We start from the raw sequence: 15467 nt of genomic DNA, 5'->3' as shown, positions 1-15467 counted from the left end.
TTCCGAGCCCTAATCACTGCCAGAACTTAGTTACTACCAACCTTATTTTCCGCCAAAGCAAAGATACTTAATGTCCATGTACTCATCGATGCCTTCTTTCGCACCTTCACGGCCAATACCTGATTGTTTCACACCACCGAAAGGCGCGACTTCGGTTGAGATTAGACCATCATTAATGCCGACCATACCGTACTCAAGCGCTTCTGCAATGTTCCACACTCGGTGGATGTTCTGACTGTAGAAGTAAGACGCCAAACCATAAATCGTATCGTTGGCCATCTCGATAAGCTCTTCGTCCGTGTCGAATTTCATCACAGGCGCGACTGGGCCAAAGATCTCTTGTTGAACGATGTCCATGCTGTGTTTTACATCTTTAAGAACAACAGGCTGAATGAAAAGCCCATTAAGCTCCTGAGTTGGCGTGACAGGCGCAGCACCTTGTTCAATCGCTCGGTTTATCAAAGCTTGGATGTTGTTCTTCGCATTCAGGCTGACAACAGGTCCAATCGTGACACCCTCATCTAAACCGTTACCAATCTTAAGCTGCTGAACCGCTTGATCGAATTTAGCCACAAACTCATCGTACACTTTACTGTGAACGTAGAATCGGTTCGCACAGACACATGTTTGACCTGCATTACGGAACTTCGACGCCATTGCGCCTTGAACGGCCGCGTCGATGTCAGCATCGTCAAACACAATAAAAGGTGCATTGCCACCAAGCTCCATAGAGGTGCGTTTGATGCCTTTTGCAGCTTGAGCCATCAAAATGCTGCCCACACGGGTCGACCCAGTGAAAGAGATTTTTTTGATCAACGGATGCGAAGTGAATAGGTTGCCCACTTGTTCAGGGCTTTCACCAAGAACGACTTGAAGTAGATCCTTAGGGATACCCGCTTGATAAGCCAGTTCAACCACAGCAAACGCAGAAAGCGGTGTCTCATCCGAAGGTTTCACGACAAAGCTACAACCCGCAGCTAAGGCAGGAGCCGCTTTACGAGTGATCATTGCAATCGGGAAGTTCCATGGCGTAATCGCACATGCGACACCAATAGGCTGCTTGATGGTCACCAAGCGTTTGCCAGCGACTGTGCTAGGAATGGAATCACCATAAGTGCGCTTTGCTTCTTCTGCAAACCACTCAATGAAGCTCGCGCCATACACCACTTCGCCTGTCGCTTCGGCTAACGGCTTACCCTGTTCCATTGTCATGATTCGAGCAAGGTCATCTTTGTTTTCAAGGATCAGCTGGTGCCAGCGATGAAGCAGTGCAGCACGAGATTTAGCAGGAATTTTTGCCCACTCTTTCTGTGCTAAATGAGCTCGTTCAATCGCGCTCGCTAACTCTGTTTTTGATGATACCGGTGCGTGCCCGATGAGTTCACCCGTTGCTGGATTGGTCACGGCAACCGCGTTATTCGCTTCTGTCACCATAAAAGAGAGTAAGCGCTGGTTATTAATTTCTAGCATGTGATTCCTTCTTGATGATTACTTAACACGTGTTGGTGCTGTTATTGAGTTGATGTCTATGCAGTGCTGATGATTCGCTTTAGCCTGCCAAGGTTATTCTTGCGCCCAGTTGTCTGCTTCTATCTTCGCTAATGCTTTTGCTGCTTTTTGAAGTGCGGGCAAGAATTTTATTGCTTCGTCCGGTTTCACTCGAATTACAGGTGCTTGAATTGCTAAGCCGAGATTAGATTGGCCCGTAGGCGATGGAATAAGTACCGCAATACACACCAAACCTGGCAGAAACTCTTCGTCATCAATCGCAAAGCCTTGGATCTTCGCTTCTTCGATGTCTTGCTCTAACACTGAGTAGTCGGTGATGGTTTTGACTGTGTACTGAGTCAGTGGCACGTTTTCAATCAGTCTTCTGCGCTGTGATTTCGACATGTGAGCCAAAAACAGTTTACCTGTCGCTGAGCAGTGCACGGGAACGCGAGAGCCGGGGTGCAGGTGAAAGCGAAGGGGGGCTTCAGTTTCGGCACGATCGAGATAGATGATTTCGCCACTTGAAAGAGCGGTCAGGTTACAACTCTCACCGACTTCTGCTCTCAGGTTCTCAAGGATAGTGCGTCGCGCGCTGTGCATGGTGCTATTCAAAAGTAGGTTTTCGGCAAGTTTTCTGAGTCGAATACCTGAGCTGTAGTGCTTTTCGTCGCCATCTCTTTGAATGATGCCCGCCGCTTCTAACTGTTGAAGCATTCGGTGCAGCGTGGGTTTTGGCAATCCGGTCTCTTCGACTAAACCTTGCAGAGAAATAAACTCGTCTTTTTGCGCTATCACCTCTAATAGTGCAAAAAGTCGGAGGGTCGGTGTATCCCCTTGAACTTGCGGTGTTTCTGTTTGCATACAGTGATTCATCCTTGCGATATGTCTATGCCTAAGAGTGTACATACCAAATCATTATTCTTCAATTATCTGAATAAAATTTGACCTTTTTTGTTATTCCAATAATATAAATATAAATTATGGAACAATTAATCTCAATAAATGGAATTTAAAGATGAAGGCGATTGAACGGATTATTGATAAAGCTCATTTAGATCGTAAGCGCGTTGTTTTGAGTGAAGCGGAGGACCCGCGAGTGCTAGCTGCTGCAAGAATAGCAATCGACAAACAGCTCGCTCACATCACACTTGTGGGCGATGAATCGGCGATCATCGCTGCTGCAGAACTTCACCACATTAACCTCGCTGGCATTCATATTGTTTCTCCACAGGCGTCGTCACTCAAAGAAGTGCTCGCTGAGCGGCTGTATACATTAAGAAAAGCTAAAGGCATGACTTATGATGACGCCCTAGAGCTGGTTCAAGATCCACTTGTTTTTGCCAATTTGATGGTAAGGGAAGGACTGGTAGACGGCACAGTTAATGGCGCGGTTTATACCACGTCTGATGTGGTGCGAGCTGCGCTGCAGATTATCGGCCCTGCACCGGACAGCGAATTGGTGTCAAGTTTCTTCTTGATGATGCTGTGTGAGCCTTTCCATAATCTTAAAGGCGGTATGATTTTCAGCGATTGTGGTTTGGTGATTAACCCCACTGAAACCGAGCTGGCATCGATTGCCGTGGCCGCATCAAACAGTGCTCAAACGCTACTGATGGAAGAGCCTAAAGTCGCGATGCTGTCGTTTTCGACCAACGGGAGTGCCAAACACGAATCGGTCGATAAGGTTCGTAATGCTGCTCAACTCGTGAAACAACGTTGTCCCGGAATCGCCGTCGATCAGGACGTTCAACTCGATGCGGCGATTGTCACTGAAATAGCGGCGAAAAAGTTGCCTGATTCAGAGGTCAAAGGTCAATCTAACGTGTTGATATTTCCTAACTTAGAAGCCGGTAATATCGGTTATAAGCTTGCGGAAAGGCTAGGTGGGGCTGTTGCGATTGGCCCGTTGCTGCAAGGGCTGAATCAACCAGCGAATGACTTGTCCAGAGGCTGTAGTGCCGAAGATATCTTTAATGTCATTGCCGTTACCGCGGTACAAGCGCAGCAAGGGAAAGCATCTGACTCTAAGGCTGACTCTGAAGCTGATGTTGAAGAAAGAGAAGAGTCGGAGTTTGAATTCCGGTATTAACACTCGTTGCTTAAACTAATGCGGAATCTTGCACTCATATTTACCCCCAAATAACCTAATTAGGATAGCTAATGGAGTTACCTGTTTTACTCGCCATTCTTGCCACCATTGCGGTAGGTACTTATTTCCAAACTGTCACTGGATTTGGTCTCGGTATCATTGTGATTGGGCTAACGGTCAGCCTTAATTTGGTATCCCTACCCGTTATAGCCGCTGTGGTCAGTATTGTGACCTTGTTCAATTGCTTGGTGGCGTTGATGGGTAAGCCACTGCTTGGGGAACTCAAGATTCTGGTGGTGTTAGTCATCGGTATTTTTCCCGGCGTATCGATGGGCGTGTACTTGCTGGACGCGTTGAGCGAGTCGGCAACCCAAATCCTACGAGGGCTATTGGGTGCCATGGTGTTGTTCGCTGGTTTGAGCTTTATGTTTAAACCTAAAACTAGAACGGTCCGTTCGACAACCGTATCTTTCCTTGTCTCAGGATTTAGCTCTGGGTTAGCGGGGGGATTATTTGGGATGGCAGGTCCACCGATTGTTTATCATCTCTATCGGCAACCTTTTTCGCTCGATCTGGTGCGAAGCACACTGCTGATGGTTTTCGCTTGTACGTCGATGTCCCGTACGGTCAATGTCTATGCGGCGGGCGACATGGAACAGAGCATATTGTGGTTATCCGCTATTGCTGTTCCTCTGGTGGCGCTTGTCACAATGTTTGCTCGGCGTTTCCCATCGCCGTTGTCTAATGATCAACTCAGAAAGCTGGTGTTTACGGTGTTAATGCTGATAGGCGGATATTTGATGGCTGTCTCTGCATGGTCGTTGTTTGGCTCCTCGTAAAACCATTCTCGACAAAGGAGGCTAGTGATTCGCTAGCCTAAGCTTCCCTGTTTAAACACGCTTTAGCATCTCAAATATGCTCCTAGATAGCCCAAACAAGCAGCTCTCTTGTACATCTAACGTGATGTTGCTGCGATAGTACGGGCTTAAATCGACGCCCATTCCCACGCCATGAATCTCAATACCGTTTTTGGTCGACTCGCGCTCAATCACCTGTTTGAGGTGGTTATCTAAATAGAACTGATCGTTGGCGGTACTGGTAGCGGTATCCATCGGGCAGCCGTCTGAGAACACAATCAAAACCTTTCGCTGGGCGGTGTGCTGCTGCAATCGATGACTCGCGAACTGAACCGCTTCGCCATCAATCCCTTCTTTAAAGATGTCGGCTTTACGAAGACTCGCAATGCCAAGTCGAGAACGTCTCCAATGGGTATCAAAATCCTTAAACACGATGTGCCGAACTTCGTTTAAGCGGCCCGGGTGCTTTGGTTGGCCTTGTTTAAGCCACTGCCGATAGACCTTGCCACCGTTCCAGTTATTGGTCGTAAAGCCAATAATCTCGAAAGGGATGTTGGCCAGTCCAACGGATTTGAGAATTGTATCAATCAGTAGGCTTAGCTTGTGACTGTGCTTTTGCATTGAGCCAGAGCAGTCCATCAAAAATGTGGTGGCACATTGATGAGATGTACCGATGTCAGGTTGATAAAAGACAGTGCTATCCAATGGCGATGTGACGAGCTTGGTGATGGTGGTGGCGTTAACAATGCCTTCTTCTAAATGGTCCTGACGTCGGTTCCTCTGTGGTGTGGCAACAAAGCTAGTAAGCATAGCGGCTAAACGGCGAGTGTTGACTTGTCTCGCCATGATGTCATCGGTTAGCTTTTGTCTCAGTTCGAGTAATAGGGTACGCCTGACGAGTTTGTCTGCGGCGATGACTTGATCAAATTCTGAATTAAAGACCTGATAATTGGCGCCCGACAACTCGAATACCTTGCTACTGCCTGTGATGTCGGTATCGACGTCTTGATCTTGAATGTCACCATCAACAATCAAGGCAAGCTGTGCAAGGATCTTGATGTCTTCTTCAACGGTTGGCGTGGGCGAGTTATCGCTCTCTTGCTCTTGGTTGATGAGCTCTTGTGCAAGGGCTGCCAACTCGTTGGCGCTGTGTACAAATGACTCTTGGTCGGTTCTATGTTGCTTTAAGTGCTTCAGGCTATGCCCAAAAGTAGGCACGATGCCGGCGCGAGTCGATTCAATGGTTTCAGCGATAGGTTCAGAAACGGGAACACCAGTTAAACGGGTGTGGATGACTTGCATCAGAGTAAACAGCAACATGCCGATTCGTGATTCGGTGAAGCCATTCTGATGATATTGGCCGCTCCAATACGCAAAGTTGAACTGAATGCTGGTGGTAACGCCTTTTAGATAAGATGGAACTTGCGATTCAATTCGCACCTGCTCGCAGAAGTCATATAACAGACGTTCGACCTCGTTTTTCGGTCGCAATGAGTAGTGAAGATCAGCATCTGAAAGCAAGAGTCGTAATGCCGATGAATCGATCTTGCCTTGCATCGAAAGCTTACTGTTTTTCAGCTCGTGGCGAGATACAAAGGTGAGATCGTTGGTGTGGGCAGACTGGTAATAACAGGGCTTATTGCCTTTATAGAGTCGTTCTCCCCGATAGTTCAGATCGAGTTCACCACTGATTGCTCTGGCGACAGACACACCAATATCGAGGATCTTTTTCTGCTGAGAAGAAATATTGGCCATGGTTTACGACTCCGAGTGCGAATAATTTTGAGTATGCGCTTCCAAGGCTTCACCAAAGCAACGGAAATAGTATTCGCTAACCAGTTCTTTCTCTTCGTCTTCGCAGCGATTTAAGAATGAAAGCCTAAATGCCGTCGCTACATCGTCGAATATTTGGATGTTTTCAGCCCAAGTGAGCACTGTACGCGGAGACATCACAGTCGAAAGGTCGCCAGCCCGAAACCCGTTACGCGTTAAACCAGCGGTGGCGATCATTTTCTCTACTAATTGTTGACCGCTTTCATCGTTTAGCTCCGGGCGCTTTGACAACACTATCTTGGTTTCATGTTGTGGGTCTAAATAGTTGAGCGTAGCGATGATGTTCCATCTATCTAACTGACTGTGGTTAAGCACTTGAGTACCCGAATACAAACCTGAAAAATTACCCAAGCCAAGCGTGTTGCACGTAGCAAACAGGCGGAAAGAAGGGTGGGGAGTGATCACGCGGTTTTGCTCGAGAGAAGTGTATTTGCCGTCTTGCTCTAAGAGTTGCTGAATCACAAACATCACATCAGGTCGACCCGCGTCGTATTCGTCCAATACCAATGCGATGGGTTGCTGGATACTTTGTGGAAGAATGCCTTCCTTAAACTCTGTCATAGACAGGATCTTAAGAGCTAACTTGTTTATTTAGATAGAAAAAAGGCTTCATTTATGATCAGATAATCGTCGCCAAACAAACTACCTACATCAATAGTGAAGCCGATGACGATTATCTCCTTACAGAAGCAATTTAAGCAATTCTTTAATGCTGACACCCTCCAAAAAATGGCGAAAAGTACTGGCCTGATGAAACGGTGTCGGGCGATATTACCCGAGCAGCTAGTCATTAGCTTAGTGGCCGCGTTAAGCAAAGGAAACTGCACTTCCATTGCGGATTTACTGCGACAATTCAATGGGATGTGCTTGAGCCCTGAAGGTGCCGTGGCATACAAGCCTTACCATAACCAGTTGAGGAAAAATGAGTTTCCTAATTTCATGCGGCAACTTGTTATGCGAGCAATAGCTCAATTTGCTCGCCAGCAGAATGTCGGTCTACCAAATAAGCTCGACACCTTTGATGATGTACTGCTTCAAGATGGCAGCTCTTTCCACATCCATCGTGACCTGGCGGATGTTTATCCGAGTCGATTTAAACGTAACCCTGCAGCGGTTGAATGTCATATGACAATGTCGTTGAAAAGCTTTTCTCCAGTCGCGATGAACATCAGCGCTGATACGGCATCAGAAAGAGATTTTTTACCTGAGCCCAAAACGATGAACAACAAATTGCTGTTAGCTGACGCAGGGTATCCTGATTTCCACTTCTTTCGAGAGCTTGAACAGCATGGCGGATTCTATATTGTCCGAGGTGCTAAGTCTCTGAACCCTATGATTATTGAGGCAAGGAATGGCAAGGGGCGACTGCTGCCTAAGCTAGAAGGGAAGAAGCTGAAAGACATTACTCGAGGTACCAACCGTTCGCAGGTCCTTGACCTAAAAGTCCTTCGAGGTAAACAAGAGTTTAGAGTCGTGCGACGATGGTTTGCTGAAGAAAAACGATTCTGCATTTGGATAACTAACTTACCTTCAGACACCTCTACTGCCGATGAATCATGGCGATCTACCGCTGTCGATGGCAGGTGGAACTGCTTTTTAAAGAGTTAAAGTCTCACACCAACTGGCAACGATTTGTCACCGCACAAAAGGCCATCGTTGATGGGCTCATCTGGGCCAGTTTACTTGCGCTGATCATTAGGCGTAGTATTGCGCTTCAGATAATGCCATCGGTCTCATTGTTTAAAGCGGCAAAAAATGTGGATGTCTGGCTGTTACCAATATTTGAATGTATCAGTCACGGCGCATGGTCAGAAATCAGCAATAAAATCGAATGGGCTACCAGTTATATATCAAGGAACGCTCAAAAGTCCGCGCAGAGGAAGTCTAAAGAAAACATTACGTTAGACGGAATTTACGCTGAGCTTAGTGCTTAAGGTTCTGTCTATGTGTCCGGCCATGGTATTTTCGAGAGTGTTAGAGAAAGTGCAATCGAGAATGTGGTCGGGCAATATTAACGGGTATTGGCAATGTACTTAAGTGAATACCGGCAACCCGTATTTCAATAATCCTTAGTCAAACGTTAGAACATGAATTAAATGGCTGTTGTACATATAAGTGGTTTTAGTTATATAAACTTTGTCGTTCCTTATTAATCGACCCTTAGCTAATTGCTCCTTAGTTAATGGTTTTATAACTGTTAGTTATTGATGAGGATATATGGCCATTGATAAAGACATATACCTATTGTCATTTTTAAAATCATTCGTAACGATACTGATTAACCATGATAGTTAATTTTTAATTGTAATAAATTTAAATTAAGTGACCTATTACATGCATGCTGTGAACAATAAACGTTATATAAGCTCACTCGAAGAGCTGTATGAAATAATCGATTCACTTATCATGGGGTGTAGTGGAGAGCGTGGTTTAATTTATAACGTGTGTGATTATGACAACCGTAATCTGATGCCAAGCTTAGGCCGGTCAAATCGTAAAAACATTCGCCGTGTCGAACAAGAGTTGCTTTCAACAGTGAGAGTTTACGGTGGTCACTCGCTGAGCTCATACGACATAAATGATTGGTTATTGATGTGTTTAGCCAAAAAGCAGGGCTTTCCCACCCGTTTACTTGAATGGACAGATAGCCTGATTAATGCGTTGTGGTCTGTGTGCCATAGCCAAAGTAAAGACTGCATCAATATTGTTAAAGCGATTAATTATCATAGGGTTAGTGTTTTTAACTCACCCTATGAACTTGAAAGAACTCAGATCTTCAAAGTAGCCGACTGCGATAAGCAAGAGCAACGAACGGATAAGTGGTATTCCATTCATCCATTTAAGGACGGCAGTAATGATGCCATTCAGCCTTTGTACGATGAGAAAGAATATTCAAACGGTCTAGTATCCGTTCATGTTCTTCCGTCAGCCAAAGTAAATCTGATAAAGGAGTTAATATCCATGAATGTGTTAAATGAACCTGCAGAGTATAACGAAGAGACACTGGTTGATTTGAAAAATGAATCACACGTCGATGGAAATAAGGTTATGGGTAAAGATGGAAGCAACATCGAATTACAAGTTAATACTCATAATCGAACTTTGGAACAATATGGTCGAAAGTACCATCAAGATTTTGACTTCGACTAACGATTAATATCTTTATTGAAAATTAAGGCTTCGCTCAAGTCTGATTTTAATTGTTTAAATAGAGTGAAGTCTTGTTTAAATAAACTTAGAACACTAATTAAATTTATAAAAATACGAAATCTGTGAGCTTAGAGATTGTATATAACACTACTCGAAGTTAGAGTTGTGCGACTTGTTATCAAGTTGTTAAATTAATCAGGTTTCTAGTTTAAAAACTCTAATAAAAAAGTGGCGCAAAGCTACTGAAATTTAAACCAATAACGTAAACATAAAGGATTCTGGAATATGAATATGCAAACCAATGCAACGACGTTCGTGCTGGAAAACCAAGTCGACACCGCCTTTTTACAGTCATTCAGTGATGCTTGGAATAACCATGATATCGAAGCGTTAATGTCGTTCATGACTGAAGACTGTGTCTTCCACACCGTGGCAGGTGAAGGCTTGCTTGGAAATACTATTGAAGGGTACGAAGCCGTTCGCAATAGCTTTGAATTGGTTTGGCAGAACTTTCCAGATGCAGCTTGGATCGACCCTGTCCACTTTGTGTGTGGTGACCGCGCGGTGAGTGAATCAACGTTTTCTGCTACGAACCCGGATGGCAGCATCATCGAAGCTCGCATGGTCGACGTGTTTACTCTGAAAGATGGAAAAATCAGCGTAAAAATCTAAGTCCTGACGATAAACCGATTCTCACTGAGATGTTAAATCTAGCCAAAGAAAATGGTCGTGGCGTTTACACCTATCGATGGTTAAATCCGCTGTCGAGCAAAGTGGAAACTAAGCACACTTACTATCGAGTTATCGACAATAAGTTGGTTGGGGTGGGTTATTACACAAATTCAAACAACACGTAAACGCGTTTCTACGGAACCCTCAACCCAGTTAAATAAAGGGCTGGGGGCTCGAAATGCCGGTTTGTGTAAAAAAGCAATTTAGTAAAATTCACACTGTGTAATTTTTGTTGTGAAATTGTTTCAAAAATAACAGTAGTATGAAAAACATGGAAACCACACAGTAAAGAACAATTTTGAAAAGGGTCAATTGGGATGTTTGACCTTAATGAAATTTAAAGCCGTACGAGGGATAGACTATGAATATGCTGACACTAGACAAAACAGAACTTCACAGAAACCATTCAACTTTTATTGCTGAAGCTGTCTTTGCCGTCGAAATGGTGAAAGCAGACAAGCAACTCGAAAAGCAGAAAATGGCGAAACAGTTGCTTGATACTCTATTCCCTCTCGAGTCTGGTTCTCACGAAGATGTAGTGAGCTACGAGATCGATTACCGACACGTTCAGGTTTATTTCAAAAACGGTGAACACACAGGTTTGAAACGCGCTAAACACTTTGTGGCTTACACAGGTGATAAATCTAAGCCTTCAGCAATCCTATTCCGTGATGAAAGCGGTACGCACGTTGAAGTGACAATCGGTGCTCGTAAAGGCACTGGCCGCCTGGAGTTGGTTGATATTCAAGATATCCAATTAGAGACGTGCACCACGTTTGGTCAAACTGAGGCGAGCCGTTCTTCTGGCATCCGTCACTGGGTGAGCTTAGTAAAAGGCGATGAAAGTGGCCGCCCGAATGCATCAAGTGAAGACAAAGAGTTCACGGCGAAAAATGGTGAAGACTATAACCTAGGTTTTTGCTTCGCAATCTAACGAACTGTCTTTGAAATGTGCAGTGCTGATCTGTGAGACGCAGCACTGACATTTGAGCACTGATTTCTCTTTTACCTTTGGTAACTTTCCCCGCCCCTATAGCGGGGCTTTTTTATTAGAGCTATAAGTAAATTGGGCGATTATCAAAATTATATGCAGAAATTTTGGATGTGACGTTACAGTGTGTGGTTTTGATTTAAGTTGTTGTATTTAAATAATTTTGTTCTTTTGTTTTATTCTGTTTTTATTAGGTTAACTATCATTGTCAACGGTGGTTTGGGCGACTATTGAGCGAAATCTCAGTCAAAATGCTTTGAGCTGTGCTATAATACTCGCCTTGGGATTGAGCCAGTAAGTCCATTTATCACTAACTATTGTGATTTTTATTGCCTTTTATTTAGGCGATGCGGCGAGCCAATCAAGTAGTAGTTGGATATGGAGAGCGTCCTTATATTCGTTGAATCGGATATGCGAACATCATAATTTATGAGTTTTAAATCAAAAAAGTACAGTATTGATTCTACTGACTATCAAGTTGGTCAAGACAACGTCAGTAAATGGGGCATGGATGTCCATAACACAGTTTTCGTAGCCTCAGTTGGCTTATCTCTTCTCTTCATCATCACTCTTCTTGCTCTTCCTCCTGCAGATGCTAAAGCTGCAATTGATTCTATTAAGGGTGCTGTTCTATCAAAGTTTGACTTCCTGTTTATGTGGGGAGCTAACATAATGCTAGCGTTTGCTGTTGTTCTTGCTTTTTCACCGTTGGGTAAAATCCGTTTAGGTGGCGAAGACGCGACGGCGGACTATTCAATGTCATCTTGGATTGCGATGTTATTCGCAGCAGGTATGGGTATTGGACTTATCTTCTGGGGTGTTGCAGAGCCAACTGCGTTCTTCACTAACTGGTTCGGAACGCCATTAGACGCAGAACCTTTCACAGCCGCTGGTCGTGAACTGGCGCTAGGCGCAACCGTATTCCACTGGGGTTTTCATGCATGGGCTATCTATGGCATGACGGCGCTTTGTCTGGCGTACTTTGTTTATAACAAAGGCTTACCGCTATCAATGCGTTCTGTGTTTTACCCAATTCTGGGTGAGCGTGTGTGGGGCAAAACTGGTGATGTAATCGATGTTCTAACCGTACTGGTTACTCTGTTTGGCCTTGCGACTTCATTGGGCTTAGGTGGTACACAAGCAGCAAGTGGTATTAGCCACGTGTTCGGCTTGGAAAACAACATCTTCCTTCAGCAATCTATCATCGTTCTGATCATGGGCTTGGCGATCATCTCTGTACTACGTGGTATGGACGGTGGTGTTAAGTTCCTAAGTAACCTGAACATGGTTATTGCATTCATATTCCTTGGTCTTATCGCTGTATTGAATTTCACAACTGTGCTTGATTCAATGGCAACGGCGGCAACGGGCTATGTGAAAAATATCGTAGCTTTGAGCCAAAGTGCGGGTCGTGAAGACACAACATGGCTGCATGGTTGGACTGTGTTCTACTGGGCATGGTGGGTAGCGTATGCACCTTTCTTCGGTATGTTCGTAGCGCGTATTTCTAAAGGCCGTACGGTTCGTGAATTCCTACTTTGCGTATTGATTATCCCAACATTGGTGACTTCAGCTTGGATGTCTATCTTCGGTGGCGTAGCTATCGAGCAAGTGATTAGTCAGGTGGGGCAACTTGGCCTCGACCAAGGCATTACAGATGTATCTCTAAGCTTGTTTTACATGCTAGATGCTTACTCGTTCGGTAGCATTCTGTCTGTTCTCGCAGTCGCGCTGATCATCGTGTTCTTCGTTACAACGTTGGACTCAGGTTCTATCGTTATCGATGGCATGACGGCGGGTGGTAAATTAGAAGTGCCAGTGAAACAGAAAGTCGTTTGGGCGGTTATCTCAGGTGCTATCGCGATGGTGATGCTGTGGATTGGTGGTACTCAATCAATCCAAGCTCTGCAATCTATTACGATTATTGCAGCACTGCCGTTTACGATCATTCTTTTGATTGGTTGTGTGAGCTTGTTGAAAGGCCTACTGACAGAAGTCGGTAAAGGGCAAGAAACCGTAACTCAAACTACAAAATAAATCGTGAATTAAGTAAGTCGCTAGATAGAGATTTACTTTACTCAGCATGATGCAAAGCTCTCTTGTACTTGGTGCAAGAGAGTTTTTTATGCCTAGGAAGAAATCAGAGACCAGATAAAAAAGAGCCACAAGTGAATCATCACTTGTGGCTCTTTTCGTTCTTAGTTCTAGGTGCTCGGTTCTAGTTATTAGCGGGTATGAGCTTATGCGTTCAATTCGTGCTGAATAACGTAATCTAAAGCACCAACAACAGCAGCAACTTGAGCATCATTACACTCTTCGTCTGTTACTTTGTCACTGTCTGGGTAAACCTCTGTGGTTGTACCGTACTTACAGGCAGTCACGCCGCCACATAAGCCAAGCTTCTTCATTGGGTAGTTGATCACGCCGTGTTGAGTGACGTCTGAACCAATGATCTTGCCTTCGTCATCCGCAGGCGCAATGTGGGTTACTTTTTCAACTGAAGCGATGACAGCAGCTTGGAATTCAGGTTGTGGGTTTTCAGTATCGCCAACAGTGTAGAAACCGTCTGGGATCATACCTTCGATGTACTCAATGCCATCACGAGCTGCGAGTGCAGGTCGGAATTCAGTTTCATCAGAGTCAGTCGTCTCATGCAGGTCAACGTGAACCAATACTTCTGGCAGAGACGCTACTAGAGCTCGTAGGTTTGCTGATTCTTCTGCTGGCGTACCGTCGTAGAAAGAGCGGTTTGGATCAACAGCATTTGGATTCCAGCGGTTGATCACTTCGTAGCCCCAAGGGCTCACACAAGGTGCGACAACAATGTTGAAGTGCGCCGTGTATTTTTCTGCTTGAGTCGCAGCGAATTTGATCGCGCCATGCACGCCACTGGTTTCGTAACCGTGAACACCACCTGTCACCAGAATCGTCGGCTTTGACTCGTCCCAGTTTTTGCTCTTGATAGCGAAGAGTGGGAAGCGAGCTTCGTCGTAGCTCAGTGCGCCGTATTGTTCGATGTCAAAGCGGTCTGCAAGTGCTTTAATCTTTGGTACAACTTCTTGCTGGTATTCACGCTTAACCGTTCGTTGAGCTAACCATGCTTCACGTTCTGCTTGTTGCCATTTTTGCCCTGGCTTACCAATCGGGTAGGTAGATTCACTTTTCATCTATACTTTTTCTTTTATGTTCGTGAAAGATTAAGACAGATTATTCCTGTCTAACAGAGACAGCAATAGAAAACACAACTTGTGACTTTATTTTTTACAGACTCATAACTTTGATGAGTGAATTGATGGTGTTACATTTTATTGATGGTTCAATTCTTTATAAAGAGACAACAAAATGGCTGGAGCAAGTTTACTAACACTGTTAGATGACATTGCAACCGTGTTGGATGATGTCGCATTGATGTCTAAGGTAGCCGCTAAAAAAACCGCAGGCGTATTAGGTGACGATTTAGCCCTTAACGCCCAGCAGGTATCCGGTGTTTCTGCTGAAAGAGAAATCCCAGTGGTATGGGCGGTCGCAAAAGGCTCATTTAAAAACAAGCTGATTTTGGTTCCGGCAGCACTATTGATCAGTGCATTCATTCCTTGGTTGATCATGCCACTACTGGTGATTGGTGGTCTGTTTCTTTGTTTTGAAGGGGCAGAGAAAATCTTAGAAAAGCTTTTTCCTCATGCTCATCAACACGAAGAGAAAGATGAGGAAAGCAGCTCGGGTGAATCTGTTGAAGAGTATGAGAAGCGAAAGGTCTCAGGCGCAATTCGTACCGACTTCATCTTATCTGCGGAAATCATTGTAATTGCGCTGGGTACCGTAACGGGTACAAGTATCGTGACTCAGATTCTTGTGGTGAGTTTGATAGCGGTTGTGATGACGATTGGTGTTTATGGCTTAGTGGCAGGGATCGTTAAGCTGGATGATTTAGGTTTTTATCTCCAGCGCACATCAAATGGGAGTGCCATTAAAACCCGATTGGGTAATGGGTTAGTCGCATTTGCACCAAAGCTAATGAAGATGCTTGCGGTTGTCGGCACGGCTGCGATGTTCTTGGTTGGCGGCGGTATTGTGGTACACAACGTTCCAGCAATTCATCACTTAATTGAACCGATTATTATGGACTTCAGTGGACATACGATTGCGACTGCGGTGGTACCAACGCTATTAAATGGTGTGATTGGGGTTTTATCTGGATTGATTGTCGTTGCTATTTGGACTGCTATCGGAAAAATTCGCGGTAAGTAATCGTTAAATTACTGCTGGGAATAAGACAGTCTTTTATCGAAACAAAAAAGGGTCACCATAATTACTATGGTGACCC

General features: G+C 44.8%; 11 protein-coding genes and 3 pseudogenes. 9 read left to right on the top strand and 5 right to left on the bottom strand.

Annotated features, from left to right (window positions below; all coding sequences use genetic code 11):
• Positions 1-42: 42 nt before the first annotated feature.
• Both AB4486_RS00905 and AB4486_RS00900 read right to left on the bottom strand, forming a co-directional pair.
• Positions 43-1470 carry an NAD-dependent succinate-semialdehyde dehydrogenase gene (locus tag AB4486_RS00905; RefSeq protein WP_136981764.1) on the bottom strand — a complete coding sequence of 476 codons (1428 nt, stop codon included), beginning with the start codon at positions 1468-1470 and terminating at the stop codon, positions 43-45.
• Between the two features lie 93 nt (positions 1471-1563).
• Entirely contained in the window at positions 1564-2352 is a 789-nt protein-coding gene (locus AB4486_RS00900) for an IclR family transcriptional regulator (protein ID WP_372116216.1), read from the bottom strand.
• A gap of 154 nt (positions 2353-2506) precedes the next feature.
• On the opposite strand from AB4486_RS00900, the gene pta reads away from it, so the two are divergent.
• Entirely contained in the window at positions 2507-3580 is a 1074-nt protein-coding gene (pta, locus tag AB4486_RS00895; RefSeq protein WP_102332700.1) for a phosphate acetyltransferase, read from the top strand.
• 71 nt (positions 3581-3651) lie between these two features.
• Positions 3652-4419 carry a TSUP family transporter gene (locus AB4486_RS00890; protein WP_372116213.1) on the top strand — a complete coding sequence of 256 codons (768 nt, stop codon included), beginning with the start codon at positions 3652-3654 and terminating at the stop codon, positions 4417-4419.
• Positions 4420-4470: 51 nt separating this feature from the next.
• Here AB4486_RS00890 and AB4486_RS00885 read toward each other — a convergent pair whose 3' ends face one another.
• Positions 4471-6192: a cobaltochelatase CobT-related protein gene (locus AB4486_RS00885; RefSeq protein ID WP_372116210.1), complete on the bottom strand. Its 1722-nt coding sequence runs from the start codon at positions 6190-6192 to the stop codon at positions 4471-4473.
• A 3-nt stretch (positions 6193-6195) separates the two neighbouring features.
• Positions 6196-6837, bottom strand: a pseudogene (locus tag AB4486_RS00880) (aerobic cobaltochelatase subunit CobS); the annotation flags it as partial.
• Between the two features lie 99 nt (positions 6838-6936).
• Between AB4486_RS00880 and AB4486_RS00875 the strand changes: the two are divergent.
• The 6 genes and pseudogenes from AB4486_RS00875 to AB4486_RS00850 all read left to right on the top strand — a co-directional run bounded on the left by AB4486_RS00875 (position 6937) and on the right by AB4486_RS00850 (position 13180).
• Positions 6937-8204: pseudogene (locus AB4486_RS00875) on the top strand (IS4 family transposase).
• 400 nt (positions 8205-8604) lie between these two features.
• Positions 8605-9420 (top strand): FRG domain-containing protein, encoded by an 816-nt coding sequence (locus AB4486_RS00870; protein ID WP_372116209.1) that lies wholly within the window; start codon positions 8605-8607, stop codon positions 9418-9420.
• A gap of 285 nt (positions 9421-9705) precedes the next feature.
• Positions 9706-10092 (top strand): nuclear transport factor 2 family protein, encoded by a 387-nt coding sequence (locus tag AB4486_RS00865; protein WP_372116206.1) that lies wholly within the window; start codon positions 9706-9708, stop codon positions 10090-10092.
• Positions 10086-10277: pseudogene (locus AB4486_RS00860) on the top strand (hypothetical protein); the annotation flags it as partial. The gene AB4486_RS00865 and the pseudogene AB4486_RS00860, both read left to right, overlap by 7 nt.
• Before the next feature lie 236 nt (positions 10278-10513).
• On the top strand, positions 10514-11086 hold the full coding sequence (locus AB4486_RS00855; protein WP_017059967.1) for a malate synthase: 573 nt from the start codon (positions 10514-10516) through the stop codon (positions 11084-11086).
• A 486-nt stretch (positions 11087-11572) separates the two neighbouring features.
• Positions 11573-13180 carry a BCCT family transporter gene (locus tag AB4486_RS00850; protein WP_372116204.1) on the top strand — a complete coding sequence of 536 codons (1608 nt, stop codon included), beginning with the start codon at positions 11573-11575 and terminating at the stop codon, positions 13178-13180.
• Positions 13181-13383: 203 nt separating this feature from the next.
• Here the strand turns inward: AB4486_RS00850 and AB4486_RS00845 are convergent, their stop codons facing one another.
• On the bottom strand, positions 13384-14310 hold the full coding sequence (locus AB4486_RS00845) for a M14 family metallocarboxypeptidase (RefSeq protein ID WP_372116202.1): 927 nt from the start codon (positions 14308-14310) through the stop codon (positions 13384-13386).
• 175 nt (positions 14311-14485) lie between these two features.
• Between AB4486_RS00845 and AB4486_RS00840 the strand changes: the two genes are divergently transcribed.
• Complete coding sequence (locus tag AB4486_RS00840; protein ID WP_017059964.1) at positions 14486-15391, top strand: DUF808 domain-containing protein; 906 nt, start codon at positions 14486-14488, stop codon at positions 15389-15391.
• Positions 15392-15467: the final 76 nt, after the last annotated feature.

The sequence above is a fragment of the Vibrio sp. 10N.222.55.C6 genome (genome assembly GCF_041473395.1).
In the GTDB taxonomy this organism is placed as follows: Bacteria; Pseudomonadota; Gammaproteobacteria; order Enterobacterales; family Vibrionaceae; genus Vibrio; species Vibrio crassostreae_C.
The sequence above is the reverse complement of the archived record's forward strand: the minus strand, read 5'-3'. Positions and strand labels throughout refer to the sequence as shown.

Bases quoted from the DNA above. Each gene is read 5' to 3' on its own strand.
- AB4486_RS00905 (WP_136981764.1), bottom strand. From the start codon at position 1,470: ATGCTAGAAATTAATAACCAGCGCTTACTCTCTTTTATGGTGACAGAA.
- AB4486_RS00900 (WP_372116216.1), bottom strand. From the start codon at position 2,352: ATGCAAACAGAAACACCGCAAGTTCAAGGGGATACACCGACCCTCCGA.
- pta (WP_102332700.1), top strand. From the start codon at position 2,507: ATGAAGGCGATTGAACGGATTATTGATAAAGCTCATTTAGATCGTAAG.
- AB4486_RS00890 (WP_372116213.1), top strand. From the start codon at position 3,652: ATGGAGTTACCTGTTTTACTCGCCATTCTTGCCACCATTGCGGTAGGT.
- AB4486_RS00885 (WP_372116210.1), bottom strand. From the start codon at position 6,192: ATGGCCAATATTTCTTCTCAGCAGAAAAAGATCCTCGATATTGGTGTG.
- AB4486_RS00870 (WP_372116209.1), top strand. From the start codon at position 8,605: ATGCATGCTGTGAACAATAAACGTTATATAAGCTCACTCGAAGAGCTG.
- AB4486_RS00865 (WP_372116206.1), top strand. From the start codon at position 9,706: ATGAATATGCAAACCAATGCAACGACGTTCGTGCTGGAAAACCAAGTC.
- AB4486_RS00855 (WP_017059967.1), top strand. From the start codon at position 10,514: ATGAATATGCTGACACTAGACAAAACAGAACTTCACAGAAACCATTCA.
- AB4486_RS00850 (WP_372116204.1), top strand. From the start codon at position 11,573: ATGAGTTTTAAATCAAAAAAGTACAGTATTGATTCTACTGACTATCAA.
- AB4486_RS00845 (WP_372116202.1), bottom strand. From the start codon at position 14,310: ATGAAAAGTGAATCTACCTACCCGATTGGTAAGCCAGGGCAAAAATGG.
- AB4486_RS00840 (WP_017059964.1), top strand. From the start codon at position 14,486: ATGGCTGGAGCAAGTTTACTAACACTGTTAGATGACATTGCAACCGTG.